The organism is Paraburkholderia sp. J12 (assembly GCF_905220215.1).
Taxonomy (GTDB): Bacteria; Pseudomonadota; Gammaproteobacteria; order Burkholderiales; family Burkholderiaceae; genus Paraburkholderia.
The window spans coordinates 76,985-94,950 of sequence record NZ_CAJMZC010000014.1 but is presented as its reverse complement, the minus strand read 5'-3'; the positions used below and the strand labels follow the sequence as shown (position 1 = coordinate 94,950).

17 protein-coding genes are annotated in these 17,966 nt (G+C 63.4%); 16 read left to right on the top strand and 1 reads right to left on the bottom strand.

The genetic code is table 11. The annotated features are described in order from the left end of the window. Positions 1-71: 71 nt before the first annotated feature. From U5760_RS25440 to U5760_RS25420, 5 genes are all read left to right on the top strand, one after another. On the top strand, positions 72-650 hold the full coding sequence (locus tag U5760_RS25440) for a YqgE/AlgH family protein (protein ID WP_322015083.1): 579 nt from the start codon (positions 72-74) through the stop codon (positions 648-650). Continuing rightward, entirely contained in the window at positions 647-1,105 is a 459-nt protein-coding gene (ruvX, locus tag U5760_RS25435) for a Holliday junction resolvase RuvX (protein ID WP_322015082.1), read from the top strand. The genes U5760_RS25440 and ruvX overlap by 4 nt, the downstream gene beginning before the upstream one ends. A 108-nt stretch (positions 1,106-1,213) precedes the next feature. Beyond that, positions 1,214-2,236, top strand: a complete 1,023-nt coding sequence (locus tag U5760_RS25430) for an aspartate carbamoyltransferase catalytic subunit (RefSeq protein ID WP_322015081.1) — start codon at positions 1,214-1,216, stop codon at positions 2,234-2,236. A gap of 25 nt (positions 2,237-2,261) precedes the next feature. Next, positions 2,262-3,539, top strand: a complete 1,278-nt coding sequence (locus U5760_RS25425; protein ID WP_322015080.1) for a dihydroorotase — start codon at positions 2,262-2,264, stop codon at positions 3,537-3,539. 63 nt (positions 3,540-3,602) lie between these two features. Continuing rightward, positions 3,603-4,349: a lysophospholipid acyltransferase family protein gene (locus tag U5760_RS25420; protein WP_322015079.1), complete on the top strand. Its 747-nt coding sequence runs from the start codon at positions 3,603-3,605 to the stop codon at positions 4,347-4,349. Positions 4,350-4,387: 38 nt separating this feature from the next. On the opposite strand, the gene U5760_RS25415 is transcribed toward U5760_RS25420, so the two are convergent. Next, positions 4,388-5,239 (bottom strand): symmetrical bis(5'-nucleosyl)-tetraphosphatase, encoded by an 852-nt coding sequence (locus tag U5760_RS25415; RefSeq protein ID WP_322015078.1) that lies wholly within the window; start codon positions 5,237-5,239, stop codon positions 4,388-4,390. A gap of 323 nt (positions 5,240-5,562) precedes the next feature. Between U5760_RS25415 and rfbB the strand changes: the two genes are divergently transcribed. The 11 genes from rfbB to U5760_RS25360 all read left to right on the top strand — a co-directional run bounded on the left by rfbB (position 5,563) and on the right by U5760_RS25360 (position 17,924). Then, the gene (gene rfbB, locus U5760_RS25410; RefSeq protein ID WP_322015077.1) at positions 5,563-6,624 is read left to right on the top strand and encodes a dTDP-glucose 4,6-dehydratase; all 1,062 of its coding nucleotides are present in this window, start codon (positions 5,563-5,565) and stop codon (positions 6,622-6,624) included. An 11-nt stretch (positions 6,625-6,635) separates the two neighbouring features. Continuing rightward, positions 6,636-7,529, top strand: coding sequence for a glucose-1-phosphate thymidylyltransferase RfbA (rfbA, locus tag U5760_RS25405; protein ID WP_322015076.1), 894 nt, complete (start codon positions 6,636-6,638; stop codon positions 7,527-7,529). Beyond that, the gene (gene rfbC / locus U5760_RS25400; RefSeq protein ID WP_322015075.1) at positions 7,514-8,065 is read left to right on the top strand and encodes a dTDP-4-dehydrorhamnose 3,5-epimerase; all 552 of its coding nucleotides are present in this window, start codon (positions 7,514-7,516) and stop codon (positions 8,063-8,065) included. The genes rfbA and rfbC overlap by 16 nt, the downstream gene beginning before the upstream one ends. Further along, positions 8,058-8,996: a dTDP-4-dehydrorhamnose reductase gene (gene rfbD, locus U5760_RS25395; protein ID WP_322015074.1), complete on the top strand. Its 939-nt coding sequence runs from the start codon at positions 8,058-8,060 to the stop codon at positions 8,994-8,996. The genes rfbC and rfbD overlap by 8 nt, the downstream gene beginning before the upstream one ends. 502 nt (positions 8,997-9,498) lie before the next feature. After that, positions 9,499-10,914 (top strand): mannose-1-phosphate guanylyltransferase/mannose-6-phosphate isomerase, encoded by a 1,416-nt coding sequence (locus U5760_RS25390; protein WP_322015160.1) that lies wholly within the window; start codon positions 9,499-9,501, stop codon positions 10,912-10,914. Next, a complete protein-coding gene (locus tag U5760_RS25385; protein WP_322015073.1) occupies positions 10,914-11,735 on the top strand; it encodes an ABC transporter permease in 822 nt (273 codons plus the stop codon). The genes U5760_RS25390 and U5760_RS25385 overlap by 1 nt, the downstream gene beginning before the upstream one ends. 4 nt (positions 11,736-11,739) lie before the next feature. Continuing rightward, positions 11,740-12,552, top strand: a complete 813-nt coding sequence (locus U5760_RS25380) for an ABC transporter ATP-binding protein (RefSeq protein WP_322015072.1) — start codon at positions 11,740-11,742, stop codon at positions 12,550-12,552. Positions 12,553-12,645: 93 nt separating this feature from the next. Continuing rightward, positions 12,646-14,028 (top strand): phenylacetate--CoA ligase family protein, encoded by a 1,383-nt coding sequence (locus tag U5760_RS25375; RefSeq protein WP_322015071.1) that lies wholly within the window; start codon positions 12,646-12,648, stop codon positions 14,026-14,028. After that, the gene (locus tag U5760_RS25370; protein WP_322015070.1) at positions 14,025-15,617 is read left to right on the top strand and encodes a polysaccharide deacetylase; all 1,593 of its coding nucleotides are present in this window, start codon (positions 14,025-14,027) and stop codon (positions 15,615-15,617) included. Before U5760_RS25375 ends, U5760_RS25370 begins: the two co-directional genes overlap by 4 nt. Beyond that, on the top strand, positions 15,614-16,735 hold the full coding sequence (gene wecB / locus U5760_RS25365) for a non-hydrolyzing UDP-N-acetylglucosamine 2-epimerase (RefSeq protein ID WP_322015069.1): 1,122 nt from the start codon (positions 15,614-15,616) through the stop codon (positions 16,733-16,735). Before U5760_RS25370 ends, wecB begins: the two co-directional genes overlap by 4 nt. Then, on the top strand, positions 16,728-17,924 hold the full coding sequence (locus U5760_RS25360) for a glycosyltransferase (RefSeq protein ID WP_322015068.1): 1,197 nt from the start codon (positions 16,728-16,730) through the stop codon (positions 17,922-17,924). Before wecB ends, U5760_RS25360 begins: the two co-directional genes overlap by 8 nt. Positions 17,925-17,966: the final 42 nt, after the last annotated feature.

The window sequence follows — 17,966 nt, the reverse complement described above, 5'->3', positions numbered from 1 at the left end:
GAGTGCCCGGCGAGGGTCCAGGCACACCGGCCCGTCCGCCATTGCCCATCGTCTTTGCTAGAATTCAAACCATGTCCAAGAGTAACGATCGCATCAATCTGACCAACCAGTTCCTGATCGCCATGCCGAACATGGCAGATCCCACTTTTTCAGGAACGGTGGTGTACCTTTGCGATCATTCCGAGCGCGGCGCGCTGGGTCTCGTTATCAATCGTCCCACCGACATCGATCTGCAGGCGCTCTTCTCGCGCATCGACCTCAAGCTCGAAATCGAACCGCTCCTGCACGTGCCCGTCTATTTCGGCGGCCCGGTGCAGACCGAGCGCGGTTTCGTGCTCCACGCGCCCGAAGAGGGCACCAACTACACGTCGTCGATGTCCGTGCCGGGCGGGCTCGAGATGACCACGTCGAAGGACGTGCTCGAAGCCGTCGCGAACGGCAAGGGCCCCGAACGTTTCCTGCTCACGCTCGGCCATGCCGGCTGGGGCGCGGGCCAGCTCGAAGACGAAATCTCGAAGAACGGCTGGCTCACCGTGGAAGCCGATCCGAAGATCGTCTTCGACGTGCCCGCGGAAGAGCGTTTCGAAGCGGCGCTCGCGCTGCTCGGCATTTCGTCGTCGATGCTCTCGGGCGAGGCGGGTCACGCATGAGCGTAGCCGTCGGGCGGGGAGCGGCCGAGGCCACCCTGCTTGCGTTCGACTACGGCGAAAAGCGCATCGGTGTGGCGCTGGGCAATGCGCTCACGCATAGCGCGCGCGCGCTCACCGTGATCCAGAACCGCAGTCGCGATTACCGCTTCGAAGCGATTGGCGCGCTCCTGCGCGAGTGGCAGCCCGACCTGCTGGTGGTGGGCCTGCCTTGTCATCCGGACGGCACGCCGCACGCCATGACGCAGCAGGCCAAACGCTTCGGCAACCAGCTGAACGGCCGCTTCAACCTGCCCGTGCTGTGGGTGGACGAACGCTATTCGTCGGTGGATGCCGAAGCGCGTTTGCGCGAGCGCGGCGAATATCGCGGCGACCACGCGAGCGGGCAGATCGACGCCGAAGCCGCCTGCGTGATCCTCCAGCAATATCTCGACGAACGCTCCGCCTCCCCGTCATGAACGTCACGCGTGTCACGACTCCTGGCGAGACGCCGGATGCCGGGGCATGGGCGCTCGCTCGCGGCGCGGCTTCGTGCGAACCGGCCCCGCATCCAGAGGACCACTACGATGAACACCCAGCCCGCCTCCGTCGAGGCCCGCAGTACCGATAGCGGACCCTTTCGCTATGGCTTCCTGAAGGGCAATCCGCAGCTCACGAAGAACGGCGAGCTCAAGCACCTGCTGACGATCGAGGGCCTGCCGCGCGCGATCGTCACGCATATCCTCGACACGGCCGTTCAGTTCGTGAGCGCCGCCGACAGCGACGGGAAGAAACTGCCGCTGCTGCACGGCAAATCGGTGTTCAACCTGTTCTTCGAGAACTCCACGCGTACGCGCACGACCTTCGAAATCGCTGCGAAGCGCCTCTCGGCGGACGTGCTCAACCTGAACATCAACGCTTCGTCGACGAGCAAGGGCGAATCGCTGCTCGACACCATCGGCAACCTCTCGGCCATGCACGCCGACATGTTCGTCGTGCGTCACGCCTCGAGCGGCGCACCGTATCTGATCGCCGAACACTGCGCGCCGCACGTGCACGTGATCAACGCCGGCGACGGGCGCCACGCGCACCCCACGCAGGGGCTGCTCGACATGTACACGATTCGCCACTACAAGCGCGATTTCACGAACCTGCGCGTGGCGATCGTGGGCGACATCCTGCATTCGCGCGTCGCGCGCTCGGACATTCATGCGCTCACCACGCTGGGCGTGCCCGAAGTGCGCGCGATCGGACCGCGCACGCTGCTGCCGGGCGGCCTCGAACAGATGGGCGTGCGCGTGTTCCACAACCTCGACGAGGGCCTCAGGGACGTCGACGTCATCATCATGCTGCGCCTGCAGAACGAACGCATGAGCGGGGCGCTGCTGCCTTCCGCGCAGGAGTATTTCAAGAGCTGGGGGCTCACGCCGGAGCGCCTGGCGCTGGCCGCGCCCGACGCGATCGTGATGCACCCGGGGCCGATGAACCGCGGCGTCGAGATCGACTCGCAGGTGGCCGACGGCCCGCAGTCGGTGATCCTCGACCAGGTGAGCTTCGGCATCGCGGTGCGCATGGCCGTGATGGGCATTGTCGCCGGCAACCCCGCGTGAACAGGCGAGACAACAAAGGCAGCGCATGAAGATCCATATTCAAGGCGGCACGCTGATCGACCCCGCGGCCGGCACCGAACAGCGGCAGGACGTATCTATCGCGGCGGGGAAGATCGTCGCGCTCGGCGAGGCGCCCGTTGATTTCCGCGCGGACAGGATAATCGACGCGCGCGGACTGCATATCGCGCCGGGCCTGGTCGATCTGTGCGCACGGCTGCGCGAACCGGGCTACGAGCACAAGGCGACGCTCGACTCCGAAATGGCCGCGGCGCTTGCGGGCGGGGTGACGAGCCTCGTGTGCCCGCCCGACACCGACCCCGTGCTCGACGAAGCGGGCCTGATCGAAATGCTCGGCTTTCGCGTGGGCAAGCTCGAACGCTCGCGCGTGTATCCGCTGGGTGCGCTCACGGTGGGCCTGAAAGGCGAGGTGATCACCGAAATGGTGTCGCTGACCGAAGCGGGCTGCGTCGGCTTCACCCAGGCCGACCATCCGATCGCCGATACCCAGGTCCTGCTGCGTGCGCTTCAGTACGCGAGCACCTATGGCTACGCGGTCTGGCTGCGGCCGCAGGACGCGTATCTTTCGAAGGGCGGCGTGGCGGCGAGCGGCGCGGTGGCATCGCGCCTCGGCCTCTCCGGCGTGCCCGTGAGTGCGGAGACGATCGCGCTCTTCACGCTCTTCGAGCTGATGCGCGTAACGGGCGCGCGCGTGCATGTGATGCATCTCTCGTCGGCGGCGGGCGTGGCGCTCGTGCGCGCGGCGAAGGCCGAAGGCCTGCCCGTGACCTGCGACGTGAGCGCGAACCACATCCATTTGATCGACATGGACATCGGCTATTTCGATGCGCAGTTCCGCCTCGATCCGCCGCTGCGTCAGCAGCGCGACCGCGAAGCGATCCGTGCGGGGCTCGCGGACGGCACGATCGACGCGATCTGCTCCGACCACACGCCCGTGGACGACGACGAAAAGCTGCTGCCCTTCGGCGAGGCCACGCCGGGCGCGACGGGACTCGAGCTCCTGCTTTCGCTGACCGTGAAATGGGCGCAGGAAGCGGGCGTGCCGCTCGCGAAGGCGCTTGCGCGCGTGACGTCGGCGCCGGCTGCGGTGATGCAGGCGGAGGCGGGGCGTCTCGCACCGGGTGCGAACGCCGACCTTTGCCTCTTCGACGCCGGGGCGCACTGGCGTGTCGAGCCGCGGGCATTGAAGAGCCAGGGGCACAATACGCCGTTCCTCGGCTACGAATTGCCTGGCGTGGTGCGCGCGACGATCGTCGCGGGGCGCGTCGGCTTCGAGCGCCATTGAGGGCTTTCGTACCATCCACGTAACAAGCACGTACCGATCGATACCGTTTTCGTTTCGTTGACCATGAGCCTCTTCGTACGCAAGACCCGTCTGCTTGGCCACCTGCTGCGCGGCGCCTTCACCGTCGCGCTGCGCTTTCCGCGCGCGAGCACCGAAGCGCGCCACGCCATGAACCGCGCGTGGTCGCTCAAAATGCTCCAGTTGTGCGGCATGAAGCTCGTCGTGCACAACGACGCGGCGACGCTCGACGCGGGCGCGCTCGTCGTCAGCAACCATATCTCGTGGATCGACATCTACGTGATCAATGCGTGGCGGCCGACGCCGTTCGTCTCCAAGGCCGAGATCCGCAACTGGCCGCTGATCGGCTGGTTCGCCCAGAACCTCGATACGGTGTTCGTCGAGCGCGAAAAGCGCAGCGACGCGCGGCGCATCATGCACGAACTCGCGGCGCGGCTGCAACGCGGCGAGCTGATGTGCGTGTTCCCCGAAGGTACGACCTCGGATGGGCGCGCGCTCAAGCCGTTTCACACGAACATGTTCCAGGCGGCGGTGGAAGCGGAGCGGCCGGTGCAGCCGCTGTGCATCTACTACGAGGATGCGCAGGGGCGGCAGTCGGTGGCGCCGGCGTATATCGACGATGTGTCGCTCAAGCAGTCGCTCGATGCGCTGCTGAAGGCGGGGCCGCTCACGGCGCACGTGTATGTGGGCGAGCCGATTGCGGCCGAAGGCGACCGGCGCAAGCTCGCCGGGCAGGCGCAGGCGGCCGTGGAGGCGGCGCTGGAGTCGATGCGCGGGCCGGCGGTGATTTAGCGGGGCGGAGCGGGGAGGCCGCAGCGCCGGGCGCGGTCTCAGGCGCCGGCGGCGCGGCAGCTCTGGCAATCGACCTGGGTGAGCATGCGGCGCGCCGGGTCTGCTTCGAGCCGCACGGCCGAAAGCTGCTCGCCCCAGACGCAACCGGAATCGAGCCCGATCAGGTTGTCCCGCAGCGTCAGGCCGAGCGCGGCCCAGTGACCGAAGACGACGGTGTTGCCGCTCGTCTTGCGTCCGGGGACGTCGAACCACGGCATGTAGCCCGTCGGCGCGGAGGCGAGGCCGCCGCTCGTGCTGAAGTCCATGGCGCCGTCGCGGTTGCAAAAGCGCATGCGGGTCAGCGCGTTGCAGGTGATGCGTAGCCGGTCGATGCCCTTCAGGTCGTTCGACCAGCGGTTCGGCTCATTGCCGTACAGGCCCGCCAGGGTCTCCTTCCAGGTGTCGCGGCGCAACGCCTTTTCGAGGTCGTGCGCCAATTCCAGCGTCAGATCGATGTCCCATTGCGGCAGCACGCCTGCGTGCACCATGAGCATGCCGAAGTCGTGGTGCGCGATAGGGCGATGGCGGACCCAGTGAAGCAGGTCCGCGGTGTCGGGCGCGTTCAGGATGGCATCGATGGTGTCGCCCTTCTTCGCCTTGCGGATGCCCGCCGATACCGACAGCAGATGCAGGTCGTGATTGCCGAGCACGGCGACGGCACGCTCCCCGAGTCCGATCAGCTCGCGCAGCGTGGCGAGCGACTCGGGACCGCGGTTGATCAGGTCGCCCGCGAACCATAGCGGTGTGTCGGGCGAGGGCGCGGCCTTGGCGAGGAGTTCGCGAAACGAGGTGTGGCAGCCCTGCAGGTCGCCGAAGGCGAGGGGGGAGGGGCGGACGGCAGGCGTAGTCATCGAAGCGGAAACCGGTGGCGTGCGTGGCTGGGTCAAGCGCAAGACGGTAACACAGGAAAACGAACGGGGGAGTCGCAATGGTTCCGGCTGACCTGTAATGTGAGGCTGAAACCGTGGTCATGGGCGTGGCGCGCGGTCATGGTATGGTTTTTGCCGTGAATGCGCCGCCCTATAATTGCTACGAATTGACAGATTCCGGGCACGGTGTTCTTTCAATTGACACGGGCCGTTTTGATAAAAAATAGCATCGTCGCAGTCGTCTTTCGAAAAACTGAAGTACGTGCCGCAGCCGTTTCGGGTTGCCGCGTTTGCAAGGGAGTCCCATGATTCTGGTGACGGGCGGTGCCGGCTTTATCGGCGCCAACTTTGTGCTTGACTGGCTGGATGGATCCGACGAAGCGATCGTCAACGTGGACAAGCTGACCTACGCGGGCAATCTCGGCACGTTGAAGTCGCTGCAAGGCAATCCGAAACATGTTTTTGCCCGCGTGGACGTCTGCGACCGCGCGGCCCTCGATGCGCTCTTCGCCGAACACCGGCCGCGCGCGGTGCTGCACTTTGCCGCCGAGAGTCACGTGGACCGCTCGATTCATGGTCCGGCGGATTTTGTTCAGACGAATATCGTCGGCACATTCACGCTGCTCGAGGCTGCGCGAGAGCATTGGAATAGCCTGGACGACGCAGGCAAGGCGGCGTTCCGGTTTCTGCACGTTTCCACCGATGAAGTATTCGGCTCGCTTTCGGCTACCGATCCGCAGTTCTCGGAAACCACGCCCTATGCCCCGAACAGTCCCTATTCCGCGAGCAAGGCTGGCTCGGATCACCTCGTGCGTGCCTGGCACCATACCTATGGCATGCCCACGCTGACCACGAACTGCTCGAACAATTACGGCCCCTATCAGTTCCCTGAAAAGCTCATTCCGCTGATGATCGCGAATGCGCTCGCCGGCAAGCCGCTACCCGTCTATGGCGACGGCCAGAACGTGCGGGACTGGCTTTACGTAGGCGATCATTGCAGCGCGATCCGCGAAGTGCTTGCACGCGGCACGGTCGGCGAGACGTATAACGTCGGTGGGTGGAACGAGAAGACGAATCTCGAAGTCGTGCATACGTTGTGCGAACTACTCGACGCATTGCGCCCGAAGGCGTCGGGCTCGTATCGCGACCAGATCACCTATGTCACGGACAGGCCCGGTCACGACCGGCGCTACGCGATCGATGCGCGCAAGCTCGAGCGCGAGCTCGGCTGGAAGCCGGCGCAAACCTTCGAAACCGGCCTGGCGAAGACAGTGCGCTGGTACCTGGACAACCCGCAGTGGGTCGACGAAGTGGCTTCGGGCGACTATCGAAAATGGGTCGAAACGAACTATGTACAGCGCGCATAAGGGGCAGTGCGATGGCACGTAAAGGCATTATTCTCGCGGGCGGTTCCGGCACACGGCTCTACCCCATTACGCATGCGGTGTCGAAGCAACTGCTGCCGGTCTACGACAAGCCGATGATCTATTACCCGCTGTCGACGTTGATGGTCGCGGGTATTCGCGATGTTCTGATCATCTCGACGCCGCAGGATACGCCGCGCTTCGAAGCGATGCTCGGCGACGGCAGCAAGTGGGGCATGAATATTCAGTACGCGGTGCAGCCTTCGCCGGACGGGCTTGCCCAGGCGTTCGTCATCGGCCGTGAATTTGTCGGTCACGATCCGTCGGCGCTGATTCTCGGCGACAACATTTTCTACGGCCACGACCTCGTCAAGCAACTCGAGCATGCGAGCGCACAGGAGACGGGCGCGACGGTGTTTGCCTATCACGTCACCGATCCGGAGCGCTACGGCGTGATCGAGTTCGACAAGGCCTTCCGAGCGCTCTCGATCGAGGAAAAGCCTGCGCAGCCGCGTTCGAACTACGCGGTGACTGGACTCTACTTCTACGACAACCGGGTGTGCGACATTGCGCGCGATATCAAACCCTCGCAGCGCGGAGAGCTGGAAATCACCGACGTCAACTCGCGCTACCTTGCCGACGGCGCATTGAATGTCGAGATCATGGGGCGCGGTTACGCCTGGCTCGATACCGGCACGCACGATTCGCTCATCGATGCGGCAACGTTCATTGCCACGCTGCAAAAGCGTCAGGGTCTCGTCGTGGCGTGTCCCGAGGAGATTGCCTACCGTCGCCGCTGGATTGACGCCGAACAGATGCAGAAGCTTGCGATGCCGCTTGCGAAGAGCGGATACGGCAAGTACTTGTTGAACCTACTCACGGATCAGGTTGCATGGCCATCACAGTAACTGCTGCGGCGCTCCCCGACGTCAAGCTGATCGAGCCGAAGGTGTTTGGCGACGCGCGCGGGTACTTCCTCGAGAGCTTCAACGCGCGGGAGTTCGCCGAAAAGGTACAGTCCGGTGTCGAATTCGTGCAGGACAATCATTCGCGCTCGGCAAGAGGCGTGCTGCGTGGATTGCATTATCAGATCGAGCATGCGCAAGGCAAGCTTGTGCGCGTGGTGGAAGGCGAGGTGTTCGATGTGTGTGTCGATCTCCGGCGCAGCTCGCCCGATTTCGGTAAGTGGGTCGGTGTGACGCTTTCGGCCGATAACCACCGCCAACTGTGGGTGCCGCCGGGTTTTGCACATGGCTTCGTGGTGGTTTCGGAGTCTGCCCAGCTTCTTTACAAGACCACGGACTACTGGTACCCGGAGCACGAACGGTCGCTGCTTTGGAGCGATAGTCGGCTGGGTATCGAATGGCCGTTGACTGGCGCACCCGTCCTCGCGCCCAAGGACGCCGAGGGCCGCACGCTGGCGGAGGCAGACGTTTATGAGTGAGCGCAACGAAGTCGATGCACGTTCTGCCTTGCCGGAACCGCCGGTCATTCTCGTGACCGGCGCGGCGGGGCAGGTGGGCTTTGAGGCCGTGCGCGCGTTGCAGGGGCTGGGCACGGTTGTCGCCGTGGATCGCAGCCGGCTCGATCTGACCCGGCTCGATCAGGTCCGGGACCTGGTGCGCGAAGTGAAGCCTGCGCTGATCGTGAACGCGGCGGCCTATACGGCGGTCGATCGTGCGCAAGCCGATGCCGAGACGGCGCAACTGCTCAATGCGGGACTTCCTCGTGTGCTGGCTGAAGAAGCGGCACGGCTTGATTCTCTCTTGATCCACTATTCGACCGACTATGTTTTCGACGGCACGAAAGCAGGTTGCTATGTGGAGAGCGACGAACCGAATCCCCTGAATGTGTATGGCCACACCAAGCTTGCCGGAGAGCAGGCAATCGCGGCGGTCGGCGGCAAACACCTCGTGTTCCGTACGAGCTGGGTCTACGGTGCGCGAGGGCGCAATTTCATGCTGACCATGCTGAGGCTGGCGAAGCAGGCGGACGCCAGCATTTCTGTGGTCGACGATCAGGTTGGGGCGCCGACATGGAGCGCAACCATCGCTGCGTTGAGTGCAGCGGTGGTCGCAAGGTATTGCGCGAGCGTTGCTTCCCCTGAATGGTGGTGCGAGCGCTCAGGCGTCTATCACCTTACCGCAGGGGGCGCGACGTCGTGGTATGGCTTTGCATGTGCCGTTTTCGAGGCCGTGCAGTACGAGGATGTTGCGGTGACACCCATCGCGACCAGCGATTATCCTACGCCCGCCCGGCGACCGGCGAATTCGCGATTGAACTGCGACAAGCTTGCCGCGGTCTTCGGTCTGCGGGCGCCTGACTGGAGGGAGTCGCTTGCGTTGTGTTTGCAGGGCTATCGGCAGGCGGCATAGAAGGTATTCCCAGCCTTGGCTATTTATTGTTCAAGGGCTGGAGCTTGCTTCTTTCCTTTGGGCTCCATCGACTGTTGCTCACCTGGGATCCTTCGCTTGTGAGCGAATCGATTGAATGCACGATGGGTCAAGTTGACTTCGAAGTTCCGCGGAGGAAGCCCATGCCCTTACGTCGCGCCGAAAGATTTGTGTAAGATCCCGATGACCAATTCATGACAATGTATGGTGTCCGCGGGCCGTCGTGTCGCACTTTCCGTGGCCTTGCTGCCCATCTGCCGAATTTTATTTTCAGTCAACTGGCCCGCCCATAAGCACTTTCATTTTGTAGCAATTCCGAACAGTTCTGTTGTCGAACTCCGAATAAAATGCCACCATAGCGCGCTTACCCAGGCGCCCCGACCGGCAGACGGACGCCAGCATTCCTGGGATCTGGCCATACCGTAGTCGTAGTGCCCGGGGATGGTTGCGCCGTCTGAAGTGCATAGTATCTAGAGAGAAATTTGTGAGTCTGATACCAGTTATCCTGTGTGGCGGCGCGGGATCCCGGCTGTGGCCGGTATCCCGGGAATCGCATCCCAAGCCTTTCATTCGTCTGGCGGATGGTCAAAGCCTTCTGCAGAAGGCTTTCCTGCGGGCGGCCGCGCTCGATGACGTCAAGCAGATCCTCACGGTGACCAATCGCGACCTGTTCTTCAAGACTGAAGACGAGTTCCGCGAGGTCAACGAGCGCGGCGTTGCAACGTCGTTCATTTGCGAGCCATTTGGCCGCAACACGGCGGCAGCCGTTGCTGCAGCGGCACTGCATGTCGCAAAGGCCAACGGTCCGGACACGACGATGCTGGTCCTCGCGGCCGATCACCTGATCGCCGACCAGGAGGCGTTTGCGGAGGCAGTCGGCAAGGCGCAGGAACTGGCTCGCCAGGGCAAGATCGTCACCTTCGGTATTCGCCCCGATTCCCCGCAAACCGGTTACGGCTATATCGAAGCCGATGGCAACACGGTGCTGCGCTTCGTCGAGAAGCCTTCGCTCGAGAAGGCGCGCGAGTATCTCGCGTCTCAGCGCTTCTTGTGGAACTCAGGCATTTTTTGCTTTACCGCAGCTTCGATGTTGCGCGAACTCGGTCAGCATTGTCCCGAGATTCTCTCGAGCACGGAAGCGTGTCTGCGCGAGTCGCGCACCTCGGAAGGCGACGGCTGGGCGCAGGTGCAGCTCGCCCCGAAGAGCTTCGGCATGGTGCCCGACAATTCGATCGACTATGCCGTGATGGAGAAGTGCACGCAGGCTGCGGTCGTGTCGTGCAGCATCGGCTGGAGCGATATCGGCTCATGGACCGCGCTCAGCGAACTATGCCATCCGGATAGTCACGGTAACCGCGTAGAAGGCGAGGCGCTCCTCCACGACGTGGACAACTGTTACCTCGTGAGCCGCGACCGCGTGATCGGTGCCGTTGGTGTGGACAACCTGATCGTGATCGACACGCCGGACGCGTTACTGGTGGCCAATCGCGACCGGGCGCAGGACGTCAAACATATCTATTCCGAATTGAAGGCACGTGGGCATGACGCTCACAAGATGCATCGCACCGTGCATCGTCCCTGGGGCACTTATACCGTGCTGGAAGAGGGGCCGCGCTTCAAGATCAAGCGCATCGAGGTCAAGCCGGGTGCGAGCCTGAGTCTGCAGATGCATCATCATCGCAGCGAGCACTGGATCGTCGTGAGCGGTATGGCGAAGGTCGTCAATGGCGAGAAGGAGCTTTTCGTGTCGACCAACGAGTCGACCTACATTCCGGCGGGCCATAAGCATAGGCTGGAGAACCCCGGCGTTGTCGGTCTCGTGATGATCGAGGTTCAGAGTGGCGAATACCTCGGCGAGGACGATATCGTGCGGTTCGAGGACGTTTACGGGCGTGCGTAATGGGTGGAGCGGTAATCGATCGAGGTAAAAAGGATCTGGCGAGCCACGATGGCGGCGACGATCTGATCGCCGGCATTGCGGCCGTGCGCGTATGGGGTACGCTGGGCTGGCACGATATTCGGCAGCGCTATCGCCGCTCCGTGCTCGGGCCGTTCTGGTTCACGCTCAGCACGGCCATCATGGTCGTCGTGCTGGGTGCGCTCTATTCCGAACTGCTTCACCAGGACATCCACGAGTATCTGCCGTATCTGGCGATCGGCCTCGTCGTCTGGGGTTTTCTGTCATCGGTCGCCAACGAAGGTTGCAGTACGTTCATTGGGGCGGCCTACCTTATCAAGCAGATACGTATTCCCCTGACCGTGCATGTCTGTCGCATTGTCTGGCGTAATTTCGTGATCCTGCTGCACAGCCTGCCTGTCGTGGTCGTGCTGATCGTCGTGCTCGGGCGCAGCATGAGCGTGGAATTTCTGCTCGTTCCGTTCGCATTGCTTCTGCTGTTCCTGCAAGGCGTATGGCTCAGCGTGGTTCTGGGCGTGCTGTGTGCGCGTTTTCGGGACATTCAGCCTATCGTGGCCAACCTTATCCAGGTCGCGTTCTTCTTTACGCCGGTCATGTGGTCGCCGGAGGTTCTGAAGTCGCGTGCGTGGGTGGCGACGTACAACCCGCTGTATCACATGATCGAACTGGTGCGCGCGCCGCTGATGGGGCGCCCGTTGCAGTGGGAGTCATGGGCGTGGTCGATCGGCCTGCTCGTATTCGGGTTCGTCTTCGCTCACATCCTCATGCGCCGCGCGCGCAACCGGGTTCCGTACTGGCTCTGACATCATGACGAGTTCTTCCATTGCTGCAGAGGGAATCGTCGTCGAGTTCCCGATCTTTGAAAACTCGCACCGCTCGCTGAAGAAGGCGGTGCTGAATCTGACGACGGGGGGGCGCATCGGTCACGATGCCGGCAGGCACACGGTCGTGCGCGCCCTCGACGAGCTCAGCTTTCGTTTTTCGGACGGAGAACGCATCGGGCTGGTCGGCCACAATGGTTCGGGCAAGACCACGCTGCTGCGCACGCTGACTGGGGTGTACGAGCCGGTGCACGGCAAGCTGAAGGTGCACGGCCGCATTGCGTCGCTGCTCGATGTCTCGATGGGTCTCGACCCGGACGCGACCGGCTTCGAGAACATTTATCTGCGCGGGATTCTGGACGGTCTCAAGCCGGCCCGCATACGCAGCAAGATCGACGAGATCGCCGACTTCAGCGAGCTCGGCGACTATCTGAATCTGCCTGTGCGCACGTATTCGAGCGGGATGATGCTGCGCCTCGCCTTTTCGATGTCCACCAGCATCGAAGCCGACATCCTGATCATGGACGAGTGGCTGAGCGTGGGCGACGCGGACTTCAAGGCGAAGGCGGCCCAGCGTCTCGAGGCCCTGGTCGGCCAGGCGTCCATTGTCGTGATTGCCAGCCACGAACCTGCGCTGGTTCAGCGGGTGTGCACCCGCAAGATCAGCCTCGAGCACGGCAAGATTGTCGCGGACGAGCCGGTCGCGGCTCCGCCGCCTGCCAGTGAAAATGGTGTTCGTGCCGACTCGGAAGTTTCCGGTCTTTCGGCCGCTGCAACCGATTCCCGCTCGGCTGCCTGATACAGAACCCTGGCGCCCGCGCCAGGGTTCTGCATAAAAGGCAGTCGCTATTCTCCGAGCTTGAGTTTAAGGGCTAGATAAGGCATGTATTCCATGCGCGCTGATCATCCGCTGGTTCGCTACGGCCGTTCTCTCTTTCTTCACCAACCGTTCCGGCTGTTGAAGGGCGTGGCCGGCGCGTACGTGGCCTATCCGATTGCCGAAAGTCGCGAGCAGCGCAGCGTGCGGCCGAAGATCGCCGAGTTGCGCCGCTACTATCGGCAACCGTTCGCGCAACGGCGCAAGATTGCGCTCGAGCGTCTGGAGTCGATCCTGCAATTCGCCGGCGAACAGGTGCCGTACTATCGCGACCTGTTCCGCGAACGGAATTTCGACCCCGCAAAGGCCGGCAAGGATCCACGCTATCTCGAGGACCTGCCGTACCTGACCAAGGACATCATCCGGGAGCAGGGGGGGCGGCTCTTTTCTCGCCCCCTCGAGCAGGTGCGCCATCACGCCTGCAAGACCGGCGGGTCGACGGGGCTCTCCTGCACGATCTTCTATGATCAGGTGGCAGCCGATTATTCGTCTGCCGTTACGTTCTACGCGCGCCGCAGGATCGGCAAGCACGGCTACCGCTCCGAGCTGCACTTCGCCTGCCGATTTCCCGACGAGGTCGTTCCGCCGTGGCCGTCGCGCGAAGATTTCAAATGCTTCGCGATGAACCGCAGCAACATCTTCTTCGACCGCATCGACGACACCGGACTCGAGGAGATGTGGCGTACGCTGAAGCGTCGCAAGCCCTATCTTGCGCACGGACACCCCTCGACCATGTATGCGCTTGCCTGCTACGTCGAGCGCAAGTACGGCAGCGACAAGGCATTTTCCGTTTTCGAATCGAGTGGCGAATTGCTGGAGCCGCATCAGCGCGAAGTGATCGAACGGGCGCTGCGTTGCCGTGTGATCGACCGTTACGGGCTCGCCGAACTCGGCGTGATGGCCTACGAGCTCGACGGACACGAACGCGGTTTCCAGATCCTCGATTCGGAGGGCTGGCCCGAGAGCCGCATTGCCCACGACGGCATCGACGGGACCCATGAGTTCGTGCTCACGGGCTTTCGCAACCGGCTCATGCCGCTCATTCGCTACGCGACGGGCGACATGGCGCGGGTCGAAGAGCGCGATAACGGTTTCTTCCTGACCGACGTGGTAGGACGCATCCATGACGTGGTGCCGATCAACGGCGTCGCTCATCCCACGCATCACATTCAGGACATGCTGGATCACCGTGTGGGCGGCATCCAGGAGTTCCAGATCGATTTGCGCACTTTGCCGCCGACGTTGCGTATCGTGCTCGAACCGTGGGCCAACGAGGAAGACACGACGAAGAAGCTGCGCGGATATTGGCAGGATGCCTTCACGATTGCCTATGTCGGTCACGACGACCTCGTGCGCGTCGGGCGCCGTTCGAAGTTCCGCCATGTGGTGACCGCATGATTGGCGTCCTGTTTCCTGCCACGTCGAGCGAAGCTGGGCGGCTGGTGCTCGCTGCGCTGCGCCGCTCCGTTAGCGCGACGCAGGCGTACCCTATCGCACGTGCGATGTTGTCCACGCAGCCCGCACCCGCAATCGTTGTCGTGGTCGATGCACCCGACGATTGGGGCGATGTACTTGTCGAATGGCTCGACGCGCATGCGGTCAAGCTGGTCGCCTTCGGTCGTCTGCCGCGGGCGCTTGCGCAGCGCCTGGGTTGCGAGGGACGCACATGGCCGGAGAATCTGGTTGCGGCCGCGCGTAGCGCGCCTGCCCTGTCCGGTCACGATGCATCGAGCGCCGCGCAGGTGTGCTATGGCGAACATGCCGCAGTCCTCGGCGGGCGCGCGTGGGTGCGCCCTTTCGAACGCTTCGATTTCACCGACGAATGGAATAACCTGGGCTACGGCGCGATTCGTGCCGATCAGTCGATCTGGGCAGTAAGCCAACCGCTCGATGTGCCCGACGCGGCGCGCCTCGCATCGGTCGAAATCGACGGCGCGTCCACTTTCGCGTATGCCGCGCTCTGGCAGCAGGGGCCGTCAAGCGTGCTCTGGTTCAACCGGGCGGTCGGACCGTGCGACTCGTTTGAATGGCGCCTCGTCGAGCGTTTCCTGTGCGATCACCGCGCTGCCGATCTGCCTTGTCAGCCGGTCTTGAGCGAGATTCCATGGGGGTATGACGCCGCGATCACGTCGCGTCTCGACTGCGACGAGGACATCGAATCGGCGCGTCCTCTCTGGCAGGCGTATCAGCGGCTCGGCGTTCCGTTTTCGCTGGCCATTCATACCTCCAATCTGCGCGACGATACGCACTTCGGCATGCTGCGCGAGTTCGCGTCGGCGGCGGATACGGCGCTCCTGTCGCACACCGCGACGCATGCGCCGAACTGGGGCGGCAGCTACGAGGCGGCCCGTGCAGAGGGCGCGGAGTCGATGGAACGCATCGAGGCGGTGACCGGGCAGCGCGTTCGCTATGCGGTCTCGCCGTTTCACCAGAGTCCGGACTATGCGCTTGCCGGGTTGTGCGACGCCGGTTACGCAGGGTGCGTGGGCGGGATCATCCGTAACGATCCCGAGTTCCTCATTGCGCGAGGTGGTTCGCTGGCGGGCCTGTCGCAAGGGTTCACCGGACACAGCCAGCAGACGATGCTGCACGGCGATTGCATGTTGGTATCCGGGGATCCGCTTGCTGTATTCAAGGAGGCGTTCGATCTCGCGTACGAGACGAAAACCTTGTTCGGCTACCTCGATCATCCGTTCTCGCCGCGCTATCAGTACGGCTGGCCGGACGAGGCCGTGCGGATCGACGCACACGAGAAGTTCGTCGCCTATATCCGGGCACGTGCGCACAAGCCTCTTTTCATGAACGAAAACGTCGCGCTCGATTTCCTGGCGGCAAAGTCCTCGCTGCAGGTCGTCGAGCAGGCCGGGGCTTTTCGCTTCATAGGCGGTTTTAGTACCGTCGATGTTGCCGCCCCCCATGCGCTGCCGTTCGCAGTCGAATATCGCGGCCAGCGTGTACCGGTCACTGGCGAAGGGCTGCCACGATGAGGGTGCTGGTCGTGCTCGGCACGCGTCCGGAAGTGATCAAGCTGGCACCGGTAATCGAGGCCTTGCGGCCCGTCGCGCAGACGGTGGTGTGCGCGACAGGCCAGCATAGGGAAATGCTGGCGCAGGCGCTGGACTTCTTCGGTATCGAGCCCGATGTCACGCTCGACACCATGAGTCCCGGGCGCTCGCTCAACGTGCTTGCCTCGCGGCTGCTCATGGAGATGGACGGCGTGCTGGAGCGCGTGCGTCCTGATTGGGTCGTCGTTCAGGGCGATACTACGACGGCTTACTGTGCCGGACTCGCCGCGTTTCATCGCGGCGTGGCGGTGGCACACGTGGAAGCGGGGCTTCGCACGGGCGATCTGGCGAACCCGTTTCCCGAGGAAGCGAATCGCAGACTGCTGGCCCAGATCGTGTCGAGACATTTTGCGCCGACCCAACGAGCCCGCGAGTGCCTCGTGCGCGAGGGAATCGACGATGCACGGATTGTGGTAACGGGCAATACCGTTGTGGACGCAATCATGCAGGCGCGTCACGCCTGGGAGCAACTTCCTCCGTCGCTTGCCCGCGCAGGATGGCGCGGCACGGAAACTCCGCATATTCTGGTGACGTGTCATCGGCGTGAGAATTTCGGCGCCACGCTCGACGGCATCTGCAAGGTGTTATGCGATTTGTGCGCGCGCTATGCGGGGCATCGTTGGGTATTCCCGGTGCATCTGAATCCGGCAGTGCGAGAGCCCGTGCTCCGCGAGCTGGGAGCGGTGCCGAACCTGACGCTCATGGAACCCGTGGACTACGCATCGAGCCTGTATCTCATCAGCAAGAGCGTGCTCGTGCTGAGCGATTCGGGCGGGATTCAGGAAGAGGCGCCGACCTTCGGCGTGCCGGTCGTCGTGATGCGCAGTCATACCGAGCGACGTGAGGGCGTGGATGCCGGGTTTGCGACGCTGGCCGGGCAGACCCCCGAGCGCATCGAAGCCGCAGTGAGCGCCTGGCTGGACGATCCGCAGCGGCGCGCTGCGCTGCGTGATCGCGCGAACCCCTATGGCGACGGTCGTGCCGCGCAACGCATCGTGGCGAGCCTCGTGAGCGAGGCGGTCGAGGTGCCTGGTGACTGACGCCGCGCACCTCGAACAGGGTCCGCGCGACTGCATCCTCTTTTCCACGGCGGATTGGGACGAGCCTTACTGGACCAACAAGCAGCACACGGCCCGCGCGCTGGCGCGTCGGGGATGGCGTGTCCTCTACGTCGAAAGCGTGGGACTGCGCGCGCCGAGGCTCGCGAGCGGTAAAGACTGGAAGCGCATTGCCCGGCGGCTATGGAGCGGTTTGCGTTCGAACTTCATTGCACCGCCGCAGCGCGAGCCCAACGTCTGGGTGCTTTCGCCGCTGATGTTTCCCGCGCGCCATCACTGGCCTGTGGTGAGGCGCCTCAACCAGTGGTTGCTGCGGCACGGCATCGACCGGTTTGCCCGCGGGCATGGCCTCAGCGACCCCGTGGTGTGGACTTATCACCCGTTCATGCAGGACGCGATCGCGTCGCTGCCGCGCGGGCCGCTCGTGTATCACTGCGTGGATGATCTTGCAGCGATTCCGGGCGTGGACGTCGAAGCGTTCAATGCGGCGCAGCAACAACTGCTGGCGTCGTGCGATGCGGTCTTCACCACGGCACAAACGCTGAAGGAGAAGTGCGCGCCCTATAACGCGAATACGCATTTTTTCGCGAACGTCGTCGATACCGCGCATTTCGGCCGGGCGCTCGAGGCGGGGGCGGCGCTGCCGCCGGAGATCGCAGCGCTCGCCGAACCGCGTCTCGTGTACCACGGCGTATTGTCGGATTTCAAGGTGGACTTTGCGCTGATCCTCGAGGCGGCGCGCTCAAGGCCCGAGTGGCAGTGGTTTTTCATCGGGGAAGAGCGCGAGGGGCAGCGCAGCGAATGGGTCGGCCGGCTCAAGGCATTGCCCAACGTTCACTTCCTCGGATACCGGCGCTATGAGGATCTGCCGGATTATCTGCGGGGCATGCAGGTCGGCCTCTTGCCGACCTTGCTGAACGGCTATACGCGGTCGATGTTTCCCATGAAGTTCTTCGAATATCTCGCAGCGGGGTTGCCCGTGGTATCGACACCGCTGGACTTCACAAGCGGCCAGTTCGGCGGGCTGGAGGTGGGGGGCACCCCCGAAGCGTTCGTCGCGGCCATCGAACGCCAGCTACGCCGGGGGCGCCTGACCCCTGACGAGTCGCTTGCCTGCGTAGGCGATAATACGTGGGACGCCCGGGTGGACCGGATGCTGGCGCAGGTCTGAGGGTTGCTACGCGGCTACGTCTTTGTTAGTGCCCGGCTTTGA